This is a genomic window from Mammaliicoccus sp. K-M42, from assembly GCF_022386375.1.
Lineage (GTDB): Bacteria > Bacillota > Bacilli > Staphylococcales > Staphylococcaceae > Mammaliicoccus > Mammaliicoccus fleurettii.
The window spans coordinates 71,317-85,960 of record NZ_JAJNIS010000004.1 but is presented as its reverse complement, the minus strand read 5'-3'; the positions used below and the strand labels follow the sequence as shown (position 1 = coordinate 85,960).

Genomic DNA, 14,644 nt, shown 5'->3' with positions numbered 1-14,644 from the left:
TTAAGCGATATTTTAAAATATTAATATTAATTTCTGAAAAATTTGGTATTATTAAAATAATGATGACTTAATTAGGAGAGAAAATAATGAAAAAGGGTTTGTTATGGTTTGTAAGTATTATTATCGTGATGATTATCATAGGTGGTTGCAGTGAAGATAATACGGAAAATGACCAAGTTAGTAAGGAAAATGAAAAGTTAAAAAGTGAACAGAAAAAATTAGAAGAAACAAATAAACGTCTTGAAGATAAAGTGAAAAAATCTGAAGAGAAAAATGAATCAGATAAGAAAGAACAAGTTAAAGAAGAGGAAACAGTAGAAAGTTCAGAAGAGAAAGTTGAAGTAGAACAAACTGAAAGTACTTCTACTGATATAAAGAAAGAAGAACAAAAGTCATATACGCCAGGTACAACTGATAGAATACCAGTTGAGCTTGCATCAACAGTTGATGGGGATACGGCTAAGTTTATTTATAATGGCAGCAAAGAATCATTTAGATTCCTGTTAATTGATACACCTGAAACGAAGCATCCTCGAATCGGGAAACAACCTTTTGGGCAAGAAGCTTCAGATAGAACGAAAGAATTACTCACTAATGCAAATAAAATTGAAGTCGAATTTGATGTAGGTGGCGAGCAAGATAAGTATCAACGATATTTAGCATACATATATGTTGATGGCGAAATGGTTAATGAAATATTAGTTAAAGAAGGTTTAGCAAAAGTAGCATATGTTTATCCACCTAGTACACGTTATTTAAATCAGTTAGAAAGTGCACAAGAAATAGCTAAAGAACAAAAATTAGGTGTTTGGAGTCTTGGAAGTGCGTTTGAAGAAGATCATTCTTCTGAACAATCAACATCAAGTACATCAGATGTTCAAAGCGAACCTGAGACAACGACGGAAACACCAAGTGTAGAAAGTAATAGTGGTAGTGAATCTTATCCAAACTGTACAGCACTTAGAAAAGTATATCCAAACGGCGTACCAAGCACACATCCAGCATACGACTCGAAACATGATAGAGACAGCGATAACTTTGCATGTGAAGCAAGTTAATAAATAAACACCCTCAAGAGCCTGAGATAAATTTATTATCTCAGGCTCTTATCATTGTATTGGTATTATATGTATTAACTATTTTGAGTTCATGTTATTTCGTGAACTGTCATTTTATAAATGGTACAATTGATTTTAAATCATTTTATAGAGAGGTCATGATTATGACAAATTTATATTTTTTAAGACACGGTGAAACGGACTGGAATGTAATGGGGAGGATTCAAGGTAGGACTGATATTCCGCTTAATTCTAATGGTGTTCGTCAAGCTAAAGAGAGTAGTGAATTTTTAACGAATTTAAATATAGATTACATTGTAACGAGTCCATTAAAAAGGGCGCAAGATACAGCGAAAATTGTTCAAGAGAAGGTTAATGTAGATTTAATTGTAATGGAAGAGTTTATAGAATTATCTTTCGGTGATGCTGAAGGTATGACGTTAGACGAACGTTTAAAATTATATCCTGATCGCGTTTATCCAAATCAAGAAGAAGAATATAGTTTTAAAACACGATTCTCTAAAGGGTTAGATATAGTACAAAATAAATATAGAAATAAAAACGTACTTATTGTATCTCATGGAGCGCTTATTAATGCGATCTTGTATCATTATTCTCATGGAGAAATTGGTACAGGGAAGATTAAACTTACAAATGGTGGGATTACATCACTTGAAATGACTGATGAGAAAGTAGAGATTCTTGAATATAATAAAATAAATCATTTATCTCAATATAATCGAATAGGTGAAATCTAGGAGTGTGACATCATGAAAATCAGAATGTTTGAAACAAAAGATGCTCAAGAAGTATGTGACTTGATCATACATACGTTGAGAACGACAAATATCAAAGATGAATCTATTGAAGAAATAGAGAAGGTAGTTAGGACGATTACACCTGAATCTATAATAGAAAGAGCGAGCTTCACGAATTTTTATTTATTTGAAGATAATTTTAAAATTATAGCAACTGGAGCTATTGGTCCGTATTGGGGTAGTGAAACTGAAAGTAGTTTATTTACGATTTTTGTTTCTCCACAATATCAAGGGAGAGGTATTGGCAAATTAATTCTTGAAACACTAGAAAATGATTATTACTTTAAAAGTGCAAAGCGTATTGAAATACCCGCTTCTGTAACTGCAGTTCAGTTTTACAGAAAGTATGGATATGATTTCAAAGATGGTATTAAAGAAAAAGACGACGAAGGTATCCATAGAATGGAGAAGTTTAGGTAATATTGTTTGTTAAGATATATTTACTTAATGAATAAATCACAAAATAAATAATACCCGCTCTTTTAATAATTAAGAGTGGGTATTATTTTTATTATATTGACCATTTAATTAAAACAGATGAATAAGTTAATCCTCCACCAAATCCTACTAGCATTAGAAGATCATCTTTTTTAATCTTGTTTTCTGAAATTGCTAGGTTAATGGATAATGGTATTGTTGCTGAAGAAGTATTTCCATAGTGTGCAAGACTCATTAAAGTTTGGTCTTTTTGAATTTTAGACTTTTCACAAATAGATTCAATCATTCTAGCATTTGCACTATGAGGTACAAACCAATCTAAATCATCTATTGTATAACTAGATTTATCGAGTGTATTACTTACAATTTTAGGGACCGTACTAACAGCCCATTTATAAACGCCTCTTCCGTTCTGAACAACGAAACCGGGATTTTCCAATTCTTCGTTAAACATTTCTTTAGATAATTCTGAGCAATATAAATTACCACCTTTATTACCATCAGAGCCAAAACTACTCGTAATAAAACTTGGATCATCTTCGGAATATTCAACTAAAAATGCACCAGCGCCATCGCCAAATAATATGCATGTGTTTCTATCCGTATAATCAGTTATTTTTGATAATGTTTCAGAACCTATGACTAAAATCTTTTTATTTTGACCTGAAGTTATAAGTCCATTTGCTATATTTAAACCATATGTAAAACCTGCACAAGCAGCATTAATATCTATTGCACCAGTATTCTCAAGTCCTAATTTAGCTTGAATATATGACGCAACACTTGGTGTTTTGTAATCAGGTGTTAATGTTGCGTTGATAATCATATCCACATCACTTAAATCAATATTATAATTTTGTTGTAAATCTAGTACTGCTTTATAACTTAAATCACTGGTATATTCATTATCTTTGGCAATTCGACGTTCTATAATTCCTGTTCTTTGTTGTATCCATTCATCTGATGTGTCTACAATTTTTTCGAAATCTTGATTGTTCATTGCTTTTTCAGAAACATAAGCACCTTGAGCTGTTATTTTTGCGTAAGAAATCACTTTTATCACCTTATTTATCTCTATATTTAGTACCTAGTACTATTATTACATACTTATACTAAGTATTAAACACGTGAATATATTTAATTATAAGTTTTATGTGTATAATAATCTGTTCTCGGGTAATAGAAGTAAAGTAGGTTAATAACCAAATAAAAGCTATGTATGAGGAGTTGATATAGATGGGTAATGTGGTAAAACGTATTCTAAGATATGTAGGTACAGCGCTTATATTTAGATTTATTCGTAAATTATTTAACAAAGGTACGAATAAAGGTTAATTAATGATAAGAATTATTAAACTTTTTTGAAAGTATTGTAAATTCAATGTTTACTTATACAATACGCCGGGTATTTAATGAGTACAAAGCTATTTACCTAGAGTGGTTTTGAAAATATTTATTCGTATATATGTAAATTAATAAACACATCATAGTTTTACTGTGATGTGTTGGACTGTCAGCAGAGGAGACTTTGTTGACAGTTTTTTTGTATAGGATTTCTGATTTTAATATATTATAAGTAGTGTTGTAAGGGACAAAATTCTGAGAAATGTCCGTAAGAGGTAGTGTAAGGGACATAATTCCGAGAAATGTCCGTAAGAGGTGCTGTTAGAGACAAAATTCTGAGAAATGTCCGTAAGAGCTGTTGTAAGGGACATAATTCTGAGAAATGTCCGTAAGACTAGTATCTAAGGAGCACAATTTGGAATTCTGCCAGTAAGAACAGTCTAAGGAGCACAATTCGGAATTCTGCCAGTAAGAACAATCTAAGGAGCACAATTTGGAATTCTGCCAGTAAGAACAGTCTAAGGAGCACAATTCAGAATTCTGCTAGTAAGAACAATCTAAGGAGCACAATTCAGAATTCTGCCAGTAAGAACAATCTAAGGAGCACAATTCGGAATTCTGCCAGTAAGAACAGTGTAAGGAGCACAATTCATAATTCTGCAAGTAAGCGCAGTCTAAGTAACCGAATCTAAGTATCAAACGACATATGAACTACATGCGACACAATCAAGTCCATTCCCACAAAGCTCACTTTCTCCATACATAAAAAAGAACCGAGACAATTAAATGTCTCGGCTCTTAAAGCAATTTATTTTCTGATTGCTTTTAAAATAAATGAAAGTACTAAGATTAAGATGATTGAACCGATTAATGCTGGAATAATTGCAATTCCACCAAATACTGGTCCCATATCTCCTAATAATGATCCACCAATTGCTGAACCGATAATACCTGCAATAATGTTACCAATAATTCCACCTGGAACATCTTTACCTAAAATAACTCCTGCAAGCCAGCCGATTAAACCGCCGACGATTAACATTAATATAAAGCCCATAATAATTACCTCCTATTTTTGCACTTCTTCTTATATATCCAAAGTGAAGGATGTTTAAACGCATCTTTAAAATATAAATTGGAAAAATACACATTTAAAGTAATTATTTGGAAAATATTTGATAAATTCAATATTTTACTGCTGTTTGTATATGACATATCTTTAAAATATTAAGCTTTATGGCCTGCGATTAAATCTTTTCTTTCTAACAATGTACCACTGTTTAATAAGCTTGAACCTCGCATTACAATATTCTTTCCATATTTCATACGTATAAAATCTAAATGATTCTCTATTGTTTCTGTCTTAACTTGAAATGGATCGTCAAATAAAGATAATTGTTTAATTTGATTTGGAATAAACTTACCAAATGAAATAGCAATTGTTCGATAAAGTCGATTAGGTTCTAATTGTTTCGATAAATAGTCCCATAATAAATTTACGATGACGTAAGTATTCATAAACCCATTCTTATTTGTAAATTGTTTACGAACACCGCCTATATCAGCATAGCCAACACTAACACTTATTCGAGTAGGGTATAAGTTTAACTTTCTGGATCTATAATAAACTTCATCTACTTGTTCGTTTAGTACAGTTTTGAGTTCATTCATACTGTAATCACGCATGAGTATTTGAGACTTTCCTAAAGATTTATCATATGCCTTATGTGGCTGCCTAATCATACTTTCGTCTATACCATTAGCATGTAAATGTAAATCAACACCAATAACGCCAAAGTCCCGCTTCAAATATTCAACTGGATAGTTAGCTAAATGACCTACTGTAAATATACCTTTTTTGTTGAGCTTAGCTTCTGTACGTCTATTGATACCCCACATTTCTCTTAAAGGTTGAATTGACCAAACTTTATTAGGAACATCTTCGTACCGCCATTCTGATATACCGAGTTGGGTATGTTTAGCATCAATATCCATAGATAGTTTAGCAAGTAACATATTCGAACCAATTCCAATCGTACTGCGAATATGGGCAAGATTAAATATACGTTCTTGCAACTGCATAGCCAGTGAAAAAGGAGAATGAGCAAACAAATGATAAGATTCTGAAACATCCATAAAAAACTCATCTATACTATATTGATGAAAATCTTCAGGTGCTACATAATCTAAAGCAATTTTACTAATTTGAGTTGATAGTTGAATATACTTTTTCATAGATGGATTAATAACATAAATATCTTTACGTTGAGGAATTTCAAATAAACGAGATCCCGTTTTAATGCCAATTGCTTTTAATGGTGGTGTAGCAGCAAGTACGACAGAACCTGGACGTTTCGTATCAGCAACAACAGCAAGCTTCGTTGTTAATGGGTCTAGACCCTTTTCAATGCAAGACACAGAGGCAAAGAAACTCTTCAAATCTACACATAAAATATCCCGATTTAAGCAATAACTGTAGTCATACATAAAAATCACCCCAGTCATATAGTATCTTTATTATACGAACATATGTTCTGTTTTGTAAAGTGAAAAGTCGTGTAAAAAGTAATATATTTATCATGTTGATAAACGGGTAGATGAGCAATTTGATGTTTTGAATGGAACGATATATTGTTTGTAATAAATATTTAATATAGCGAAATAATCTTCAACTATATTAATTAATTATATTTTGTAATACAATATAACAATAAAATCTAAGGGGGATTATTATGAAGTATAAGTTTGGAACAGCTTTAATTTTGACATCTAGTTTATTACTTTCTCAATCTCATTTTTATGTAAATGCGGATGAGAAAAATAATGAACAGACTGAGAACACAAGCAAATCAATTAGTTTTGAACAAGCACAGAAGATGAACCCAAAAGAATTAACTAACATATTAACAGACGAAGATTTAAAATTACATAATAAAGTTGCTGAAAAGCATTCAACAGATATGGAAACGAATCGCAATACAAATGAAGCTTATCAAAACGTAAATAGTTATATTGATAAAAATAATATTAAGCCTTCAACGATTACGCAAGATTCTAGAATGAATAGTTTGCCAAAATATGATTACAAGTCAGATAAATTTATTGGCGTGATTATTCATGAAACAGCAAATTCTAATAGTACGATCGATGAAGAAATTAATTATATGTATAATAACTACGAAAGTGCCTTTGTCCATGCTTATGCAGGTAGTAGTGAAATTGTACAAACAGCCTCAAGTGATTATTTAGCATGGGGGGCTGGTGCAAAAGCAAATCCCTATTTCTATCAAATAGAGTTGGCACAGTCTAGTACATTCGATCAGTTTGCTAAATCTGTAAATAACCAAGCATACTTAACAGCAAAAATGTTAGATCAAAATGGACTGAAACCATCATTAGCTGATAATAATGAGGGGACAGGAACAGTTATAAGTCATAACGCAATAAGTCAATATTATGGTGGAACAGATCATACTGATCCTATTAATTACTTTAGCCAGTGGGGATATGATATGAATCAGTTTTATAGTCTAGTTCAAAAGCACTATAACCAGTTGAATGAATCAAGTGATACAATTACTGGAGATACACATACAGTCGTATCAGGAGATACATTATATAATATTTCTCAAAGAAGCGGCGTAAGTGTAGCTGAAATTAAAGAACTCAATGATTTAAGTTCAAATGACTTAACAGTAGGACAAGTATTGAATTTGAAATAAATAGGATAGAAAACTAATTTATATACAAAGTTTTGTTAAGCCTATATCAATAAAACAATTAAAACTGTCGACAAAGCTCAGACTTTGTCGACAGTTTTTTATGTATATATTTAGTGTTCATATGCAAATAAGTTTGTACTTTATTTAACGATTAATCTAGGTATTAGCTTAATATAAACAAGTTCTCCTATAAGTTCGACTAGCGTTTGAGTAACAACAACAGTGGTAACGGTTGTTGACCATTGTATAGGTAGCGATAAAGCTAATGGTAAAACGACTAATGCATTACGTGTGCTTGAGCTAAAGGCTAATGTTCTTTTTAAGGTTACATTTAAATTGAAAATCTTCCCTGACAGATATCCTATGAAAGGTGCTAAAATCATAAAGCATAAATAGAGCGGTACAACTGACAGTACAACTTGTAAATCAGTAACAATTTTCGAAATTTGAGAACCAATAACGGTCGTGAACACTAAAGCCATCAATGGTACAGGTATCCATTCAGAAAAAGTTAATATATTCATCATTTTATTAGATTTTTTGCTTAAAAATTGCAGGATAATGGCAATTAATAAAGGTAAAATAATTAATAATATAAATGTTTTCAAGAAAGGTTTAATATCAATATATTGAGAAAAATCTTGATTTAAAAATATCCAAAAATAGATAGGTAATAATAATACTTGTAAAATAAATAATATCGGAGTAGAAATCAACATGAGTTCAGCATTACCGTGTCCTAGTTTAGTAAATACAATAACGTAGTCAATACAAGGCGTAAGTAGTACTAAATAAATACCGATAAGAAGCGGTGTTGATGTAACATTAAAAACTACAACCAGTAGAAAAACAAGTATAGGAATTAATATAAAATTTGATAAAATAAGTGCGAAAATAAACCTTGAATTCAATAATTTATTTCGTAAAGTTAAAAAAGGTATTTGAGAAAACATACCAAACATTAAAATAGCGATAAGAAATGAAATAGAAGGTTCAAAAATTTGTTGAGTATTTTCAAAAAAGAGGCCACAAAATATGCCTAGTAATATAAAAACAATATATATATAAATCTGTTTAGTTTCTAAAAATGATTTTAACTGAGACATAGAAACCTCCTATAGTAATCTTTATTCATATAAATCATAATATGTACTACTATTTAATTCAATCGGAGCAAATGATAAAGAGCGCTTTTATAAGTTAATAGGACAGAAATAAGACTTTTTAGAAAAAATGAGATAAGATGTAGATTAATTAGTCCCAGCCGCTTCTAAAACAAACTTATACTTTTTATGGTAAAGAAGATTTGAAATATGATACGAATAGTCAATTACATGGTTTTAATGTATGGAAAGTTGAATAATTTATATAATCTTGAGTGAAACAGAAATCTATTTAGTAAATTAGATTTCTGTTTCACTTTTTTTATTCAAAAATAACTGAAGAAAAAATAAAAATTTTTACTTGCCAAAAATAAAATTATGTATTATATTTAAAACGTAGTCATTACGATTTACCTCTGAGAGATGAAATGACTACTTTACTTACGTTAATATGCGATTTCAAGACTGGGCCAATTTGTTGTCTCAGTCTTTAATCATTAATGAATAAAAAGGAGTATATAAAAATGGCAAAAAAATCAAAAATTGCAAAAGAACAAAAACGTATACAAATGGTAGAGAAATACAGAGAGAAACGTGAAGAGTTAAAGGCTAACAATGATTATGAAGGATTGAAAAAACTTCCTAGAGACGCATCTCCTACACGTATTACACGCAGATGCCAAGTAACTGGTAGACCAAGAGGAGTTTATAGAAAGTTTGGTATGTCTAGAATTGCTTTAAGAGAATATGCACATAAAGGTCAAATACCTGGTTTGAAAAAATCTAGTTGGTAAAAATAAAGATGAACATGAAAAATAGTTGTATTGGGAGGGAAGTATTTTGAATAAAGTACCAGTTACAGTATTGAGTGGTTATTTAGGTTCTGGCAAAACAACACTATTGAATAATATTTTGAAGAATAGAGAAGGTTTGAAAATTGCAGTAATCGTGAATGACATGAGTGAAATTAATATAGATAAAGATTTAGTAGTAGAAGGTGGAGGCATTTCTAGGACAGATGAAAAGCTAGTCGAGTTATCAAATGGCTGCATTTGTTGTACGTTAAGAGAAGATTTGCTTATCGAAGTTGAAAAAATCGTAAAACGAGGAGATGTAGATCAAATCGTTATAGAATCGACGGGTATTTCTGAGCCAGTACCTGTCGCACAAACTTTTTCGTATATAGATGATGAATCAGGTATAGATTTAACAAGTATATGTCGATTAGATACAATGGTAACAGTTGTTGATGCTCATAGATTTGTAAATGATATGTATTCAGAAGACTTATTGAAAGATAGAGATGAAGGTGTCAGTGAAGATGACGAAAGATCTATTTCTGATTTATTAATTGATCAAATAGAATTTTGTGATGTGCTTATTTTGAATAAAGCTGATTTAGTAGCAGACAAGGACTTAGAACAACTTGAAATCATTTTAAGAAAACTACAGCCAAGTGCCAAATTTATTAAAACAAGTTTTGCAGATGTTTCATTAACTGAAGTTGTTAATACAGGATTATTTGATTATGAAAAGGCGAGCCAATCAGCAGGATGGATTAAAGAATTAACTGAAGGTGGACATGCTAATCATACGCCAGAAACTGAGGAATATGGTATTTCATCTTTTGTATATAAAAGAAGATTACCATTTCATGCTGAGAGATTTAATCAATGGATGGAAAATATGGAAAACAATATTATTAGAGCGAAAGGTATAGTCTGGTTAGCACAGTATAACCATGTTGCATGTTTGTTTTCACAAGCAGGTTCATTCGTTAATATTCATCCAATTACATATTGGGTTGATGCTATGAACGAACAACAAAAAAGAGAAATATTAGATGAAAGACCAGAAGTAAAAGCAAACTGGGATCCTGAATACGGTGATAGAGAAACACAATTTGTTATCATAGGCAGTGATTTAAATGTAGATGAAATAACAAAATCATTAGATAAATGTTTAGTTAATTCACATGAAATAGATGCAGATTGGTCACAATTACATGACCCATATGTATGGCAGTTGTCTTGATTAATATGAGTAAAGAGAGCGGAATAGAAATCTTTTCAATAAATTAGATTTCTATTCCGCTCTCTTTAATTTTAAAAAATAATAGATAAAATATTTTTGATTATAATTAGACTAACGATTAATACGATAATGCTTGAAAATTTATTCAATATTATAATATATTTTCCGGTTTTATCGATAGAACCGAGTAGTTTCCCAAGTATAGCTAACAAAATAAACCACAGCCAAGAAACGACAATAGTGGAGATACTAAACAAAAGCTTATCTGTTCCTGAATATACGGTTGCACTTGTACCAATAACACCAATAGTATCCATAATAGCATGAGGGTTTAACAATGATACGGATAAAGCGAACCCTATTTGTTTTTTAGCGCTCATAGAATTATACGTTTTTAAGTGATCTGGCTTTTCATGCCATAACGACCAAGCCATATATAATAGAAATACAAGTCCGACAATATATATCACAATTTGTAAAATTGGAAGTGACATTAATATTAAAGAAACACCTAATATAGCAAGAACTATTAAAAAAGTGTCACATAGACCAGCTGTAATGATTACAGGCAAAGTACCGATTAAGCGTTTTTGATTTGCTCCTTGATTAAATACAAATACATTTTGTGCACCTAAAGGTAAAATGAGTCCTAAGGCTAATAAAAATCCATGGATTATAGGTTGTATCATAATAAACACGCTTTCTTTAATGATTTTCTTTTAGAGTAAAGGCTTAATTTCAAACTTATATATATATGTTATAATAATTTGAAATTTTAAAAACAACCAGATTATAAATAAAATACCAACCAGATATAGGAGTAAATATGAGTGTATTCCAATACAAAAAGATAATTGATGATATTACAAATCGAATAAATGATGGTGTTTTAAAGCCTGGTGATAAGCTATCATCTCAAAGAGAAATTGCGCAATACTATAATGTGAATAGGTCAACAGTAGTTGAAGCCCTAGATATTCTAAAAAGCTACGGTATTTTAGAAACAATAGAAAAAAGAGGGATCTATGTATCTCAAAATAAGTGGAATACTTATATAACGAGTAATATTCGTTGGCAAGATTATATTGGTAATAGTGTATCTAAAAATAATCAATATTACATCCAAAAAATTAATGAGCTAGAATTCGACAAAGAAATTATAAGGTTAGGAACAGGGGAGTTATCACCAAATTTAATACCTAACCATTTATTTAAAGAAATATTAGTTAAAGATGACCCTCTACATACTAATTATGAAGAACCTAAAGGAAAATCAGAGTTAAGAACAGAAATTGTTAAGTATATGAAAAAAAGAGGTGTCGAATGCGATATCAATAATATTTGTATAACATCAGGTGCTTTACAAGGTTTGAAATTAATAGCAGATGGCCTATTAGTACCTCAATCAAAAATTATTATTGAAACACCTTCTTACATTAATTCAGTACGTACATGGCATAATATTAGATCACAAATTGTGCCATTGAATATTAAATATATAAAACAAAATATCAACAACATTTTCAAAGTTAGTAGTGATTATAAAAATAGCATATTTTATTGTATTCCGACGTTACATAACCCTACTCAAAATACTTATACAAAAATTGAAAAACAAAAAATAGTTAATCAGTGTCAAAAAAATGGAATTCCTATTGTTGAAGATGATATATATGCTGATTTATCTTTTGAGTCAGAAACACATCTACCAATGAAAGCTCTAGAAAACAGTGATAATGTACTATATTTAGGAAGCCTCTCTAAAACCGTAAGTCCTGGATTACGTATAGGGTGGATTGTAGCAAATAAAAATGTAATTAGTCATTTGTCAGATTTGAAGATGCAAAACGATTATGGCGCAAGTTCAATATCTCAACATATAGCAGCGAAATGGTTAAGTGACTATCATGATAATCATATCAAAGCGTTAAAACTTCAACTAGAAAAGAAAAAGAATTTATTTTTAGAATCATTAAAAACGCACTTATCTAAATACGGAGAATGGAAAGAACCACGAGGCTCCTTTTATATTTGGTTTAAATTGAACAATTCAGTAGATGTTAAAAAAGTCTTCAATGAGGCTATTAAAGAAAATATCCTCATACAACCAGGCGAGATTTATGACACAAATTCCACAAATTATATTCGTTTTTCATATTCATATATAAATGAAAATGAAATAGATAGTAGTCTTAAAAATTTAAGTGAAATTATTGAAAGAGTAAAATAAATGCATTTTGATGAGTACCTACCTTAATTGGTGGGTATTTTTTATGCTTAATGGTATGATATAAAATAAAATTGATGTAAAAAGGGGAATTCAGATGATCATAGAAACAGAGCGACTTAAACTCGTACCACCAGCAAATACATATCTTGATAAATTATTTGAAGTACATCGTGATCCTTTAAATCAAAAATATAATCCAGCAGGTCCAGTAGAAGATAAAGAAGCATTTAAAGAAACATTGTCAGAGTGGATTAAGCACTATAAAGAATACGGATTCGGATATTACGTACTAATAAAAAAAGACTACTATGAGCCATTTGGTATATGTGGATTACAATTTAAAAATATAAAAGGTCAAACTTATTTGAATATATATTACAGAATAGAAGCGGCGCAAACGAAACAAGGACTTGTAGCAGAAGCAAGCCAAAGAATAATAGAGCATGTAAAAGAAATCACTGAGAATCAATATAAAATAGTAGCATTAACTAAAAAGGAAAATACAGCATCTATAAAAACAGCAGAAAAATTAGGACTCAAACACGACCCAGAACTAGATGATTATGACGGAGCAGGAAACGTATATTACTTTAGTGAGTAAAGGAGTGGTGAAATGGTAGTGCGTCTATTAAATAAAAATGATGTTATTGAATTTAGAGATTTAAGATTGCTAAGTTTACAAACTGATGCACAAGCATTTGCTTCTTTATATGAAATTGAAATAAATTATCCGTTAAGTAAATTTGAAAAACGTCTAGAATCAAACGAGTTGAAATTTACAATCGGTGGATTTGAAGATGATAAATTAGTGTGTGTATTAACTTTTTATAGAGAAACTGTTAAAAAACTTAACCATAAAGGAAACCTTGTGGCAATGTATTGTCATCCTGATTACCGTAGTACTGGTATAGCTAGCAGAGTTGTCAATAAGTTGATTCAACTGGCATCAGAGTTAAATGAATTAAAGTTTATAGATTTAAGTGTTCTTTCTAATAATAATCGAGCGATAGAATTTTATAAAAAAATGGGGTTTCAAAAGTATGCTACAGAACCAAAAGCTATTTTTGATGGTGTAAGTTATTATGATGAAGATATGATGAGATATGAATTGGTAAATACGGACCGATAAAATAAAATAGCGGTCCAGAAATGAGAAATACGGACCGATAAATAAAAATAGCGGTCCGGAAACACGAAATACAGGCCGATAAATAAAATTATCGACCCGAAAATGCATTATCTTATCTATAACATAGTAAACTTATAAGAATAGTTTGGTATTAAAAAGAGAATTGTGATAAGATATTCCCAATCATAATAATACATAAACTAATTGGAGGATATCTAATGGATTACTATTTACGAGATTTAAAACGTTCAGATATAGAAGATATTCATGCATATGCTAATAAACCTGAAGTGAGTCAATATCAATCATGGGAGCCTCAATCTTATGAAGAAACTGAAGAATTTGTGGAAATGTTATTAAACCGAGATGAAAATTGGATGTACAATGTCATTGTCGATGCTGATACTGATAAAGTTATTGGTGCGATACAACTGGTTAGTGACACAAAAAATCAAAGTGGAGAACTTGGTTATATTGTACATCCAGAATATTGGGGTAACGGTATAGCAACGGATATTGGAAGAACTATTATAAAATATGGATTTAAAGTTCTTAAATTAAATAGAATATGGGCTTCAACTGATATACGTAACTCAGCTTCAGAAATCGTTTTACAAAAGTTAGGTATGAAACATGAAGCGATATTAAGACAAGATATAAAATTAAAAGATGGTTATAGAGATTCATTAATATATAGTATTTTAAAAGAAGAATATTAAAAGGTGTTATTAAAAGGTTCGATACTCGTTAAACAGTAATCGAACCTTT

General features: G+C 30.4%; 15 protein-coding genes. 10 read left to right on the top strand and 5 right to left on the bottom strand.

Going from position 1 to position 14,644, the window contains the following annotated elements; translation table 11 throughout:
• Positions 1-86: 86 nt before the first annotated feature.
• The 3 genes from LQ668_RS04125 (at position 87) to LQ668_RS04115 (ending at position 2,296) form a co-directional block, all read left to right on the top strand.
• Complete coding sequence (locus LQ668_RS04125) at positions 87-1,058, top strand: thermonuclease family protein (RefSeq protein WP_238418528.1); 972 nt, start codon at positions 87-89, stop codon at positions 1,056-1,058.
• A gap of 164 nt (positions 1,059-1,222) precedes the next feature.
• Positions 1,223-1,816 carry a histidine phosphatase family protein gene (locus tag LQ668_RS04120; RefSeq protein ID WP_078357741.1) on the top strand — a complete coding sequence of 198 codons (594 nt, stop codon included), beginning with the start codon at positions 1,223-1,225 and terminating at the stop codon, positions 1,814-1,816.
• Positions 1,817-1,828: 12 nt separating this feature from the next.
• On the top strand, positions 1,829-2,296 hold the full coding sequence (locus LQ668_RS04115) for a GNAT family N-acetyltransferase (RefSeq protein WP_239773104.1): 468 nt from the start codon (positions 1,829-1,831) through the stop codon (positions 2,294-2,296).
• 91 nt (positions 2,297-2,387) lie between these two features.
• Here the strand turns inward: LQ668_RS04115 and LQ668_RS04110 are convergent, their stop codons facing one another.
• From LQ668_RS04110 to LQ668_RS04100, 3 genes are all read right to left on the bottom strand, one after another.
• The gene (locus LQ668_RS04110) at positions 2,388-3,368 is read right to left on the bottom strand and encodes a ketoacyl-ACP synthase III (RefSeq protein ID WP_319024421.1); all 981 of its coding nucleotides are present in this window, start codon (positions 3,366-3,368) and stop codon (positions 2,388-2,390) included.
• A 1,098-nt stretch (positions 3,369-4,466) separates the two neighbouring features.
• Complete coding sequence (locus LQ668_RS04105) at positions 4,467-4,715, bottom strand: GlsB/YeaQ/YmgE family stress response membrane protein (protein WP_078357738.1); 249 nt, start codon at positions 4,713-4,715, stop codon at positions 4,467-4,469.
• A 170-nt stretch (positions 4,716-4,885) separates the two neighbouring features.
• Positions 4,886-6,145 (bottom strand): Y-family DNA polymerase, encoded by a 1,260-nt coding sequence (locus LQ668_RS04100; RefSeq protein WP_107508964.1) that lies wholly within the window; start codon positions 6,143-6,145, stop codon positions 4,886-4,888.
• A 245-nt stretch (positions 6,146-6,390) separates the two neighbouring features.
• On the opposite strand from LQ668_RS04100, the gene LQ668_RS04095 reads away from it, so the two are divergent.
• A complete protein-coding gene (locus LQ668_RS04095; protein WP_107508963.1) occupies positions 6,391-7,380 on the top strand; it encodes a LysM peptidoglycan-binding domain-containing protein in 990 nt (329 codons plus the stop codon).
• A gap of 140 nt (positions 7,381-7,520) precedes the next feature.
• On the opposite strand, the gene LQ668_RS04090 is transcribed toward LQ668_RS04095, so the two are convergent.
• Complete coding sequence (locus LQ668_RS04090) at positions 7,521-8,486, bottom strand: arsenic resistance protein (RefSeq protein WP_107508962.1); 966 nt, start codon at positions 8,484-8,486, stop codon at positions 7,521-7,523.
• A 521-nt stretch (positions 8,487-9,007) separates the two neighbouring features.
• Here LQ668_RS04090 and rpsN point away from each other — a divergent pair.
• Together rpsN and LQ668_RS04080 are read left to right on the top strand one after the other, a co-directional pair.
• Positions 9,008-9,277, top strand: a complete 270-nt coding sequence (gene rpsN / locus LQ668_RS04085; protein WP_078357734.1) for a 30S ribosomal protein S14 — start codon at positions 9,008-9,010, stop codon at positions 9,275-9,277.
• Positions 9,278-9,323: 46 nt separating this feature from the next.
• Positions 9,324-10,517: a GTP-binding protein gene (locus LQ668_RS04080; RefSeq protein ID WP_218702665.1), complete on the top strand. Its 1,194-nt coding sequence runs from the start codon at positions 9,324-9,326 to the stop codon at positions 10,515-10,517.
• Between the two features lie 71 nt (positions 10,518-10,588).
• Here LQ668_RS04080 and LQ668_RS04075 read toward each other — a convergent pair whose 3' ends face one another.
• The gene (locus tag LQ668_RS04075) at positions 10,589-11,206 is read right to left on the bottom strand and encodes a LysE/ArgO family amino acid transporter (RefSeq protein WP_107508960.1); all 618 of its coding nucleotides are present in this window, start codon (positions 11,204-11,206) and stop codon (positions 10,589-10,591) included.
• Between the two features lie 137 nt (positions 11,207-11,343).
• On the opposite strand from LQ668_RS04075, the gene LQ668_RS04070 reads away from it, so the two are divergent.
• The 4 genes from LQ668_RS04070 (at position 11,344) to LQ668_RS04055 (ending at position 14,595) form a co-directional block, all read left to right on the top strand.
• A complete protein-coding gene (locus LQ668_RS04070) occupies positions 11,344-12,747 on the top strand; it encodes an aminotransferase-like domain-containing protein (RefSeq protein WP_115337686.1) in 1,404 nt (467 codons plus the stop codon).
• Positions 12,748-12,841: 94 nt separating this feature from the next.
• Positions 12,842-13,348: a GNAT family N-acetyltransferase gene (locus tag LQ668_RS04065; RefSeq protein ID WP_107508958.1), complete on the top strand. Its 507-nt coding sequence runs from the start codon at positions 12,842-12,844 to the stop codon at positions 13,346-13,348.
• Positions 13,349-13,360: 12 nt separating this feature from the next.
• Positions 13,361-13,876, top strand: a complete 516-nt coding sequence (locus tag LQ668_RS04060; RefSeq protein WP_078357730.1) for a GNAT family N-acetyltransferase — start codon at positions 13,361-13,363, stop codon at positions 13,874-13,876.
• Between the two features lie 218 nt (positions 13,877-14,094).
• Positions 14,095-14,595: a GNAT family N-acetyltransferase gene (locus tag LQ668_RS04055; RefSeq protein WP_078357729.1), complete on the top strand. Its 501-nt coding sequence runs from the start codon at positions 14,095-14,097 to the stop codon at positions 14,593-14,595.
• Positions 14,596-14,644 lie beyond the last annotated feature (49 nt).

Excerpts from the sequence above, each read along its gene's own strand:
- LQ668_RS04115 (WP_239773104.1), top strand. The coding sequence starts at position 1,829 with ATGAAAATCAGAATGTTTGAAACAAAAGATGCTCAAGAAGTATGTGAC.
- LQ668_RS04065 (WP_107508958.1), top strand. The coding sequence starts at position 12,842 with ATGATCATAGAAACAGAGCGACTTAAACTCGTACCACCAGCAAATACA.
- LQ668_RS04105 (WP_078357738.1), bottom strand. The coding sequence starts at position 4,715 with ATGGGCTTTATATTAATGTTAATCGTCGGCGGTTTAATCGGCTGGCTT.
- rpsN (WP_078357734.1), top strand. The coding sequence starts at position 9,008 with ATGGCAAAAAAATCAAAAATTGCAAAAGAACAAAAACGTATACAAATG.
- LQ668_RS04125 (WP_238418528.1), top strand. The coding sequence starts at position 87 with ATGAAAAAGGGTTTGTTATGGTTTGTAAGTATTATTATCGTGATGATT.
- LQ668_RS04075 (WP_107508960.1), bottom strand. The coding sequence starts at position 11,206 with ATGATACAACCTATAATCCATGGATTTTTATTAGCCTTAGGACTCATT.
- LQ668_RS04120 (WP_078357741.1), top strand. The coding sequence starts at position 1,223 with ATGACAAATTTATATTTTTTAAGACACGGTGAAACGGACTGGAATGTA.
- LQ668_RS04060 (WP_078357730.1), top strand. The coding sequence starts at position 13,361 with ATGGTAGTGCGTCTATTAAATAAAAATGATGTTATTGAATTTAGAGAT.
- LQ668_RS04070 (WP_115337686.1), top strand. The coding sequence starts at position 11,344 with ATGAGTGTATTCCAATACAAAAAGATAATTGATGATATTACAAATCGA.
- LQ668_RS04090 (WP_107508962.1), bottom strand. The coding sequence starts at position 8,486 with ATGTCTCAGTTAAAATCATTTTTAGAAACTAAACAGATTTATATATAT.
- LQ668_RS04100 (WP_107508964.1), bottom strand. The coding sequence starts at position 6,145 with ATGTATGACTACAGTTATTGCTTAAATCGGGATATTTTATGTGTAGAT.
- LQ668_RS04055 (WP_078357729.1), top strand. The coding sequence starts at position 14,095 with ATGGATTACTATTTACGAGATTTAAAACGTTCAGATATAGAAGATATT.
- LQ668_RS04095 (WP_107508963.1), top strand. The coding sequence starts at position 6,391 with ATGAAGTATAAGTTTGGAACAGCTTTAATTTTGACATCTAGTTTATTA.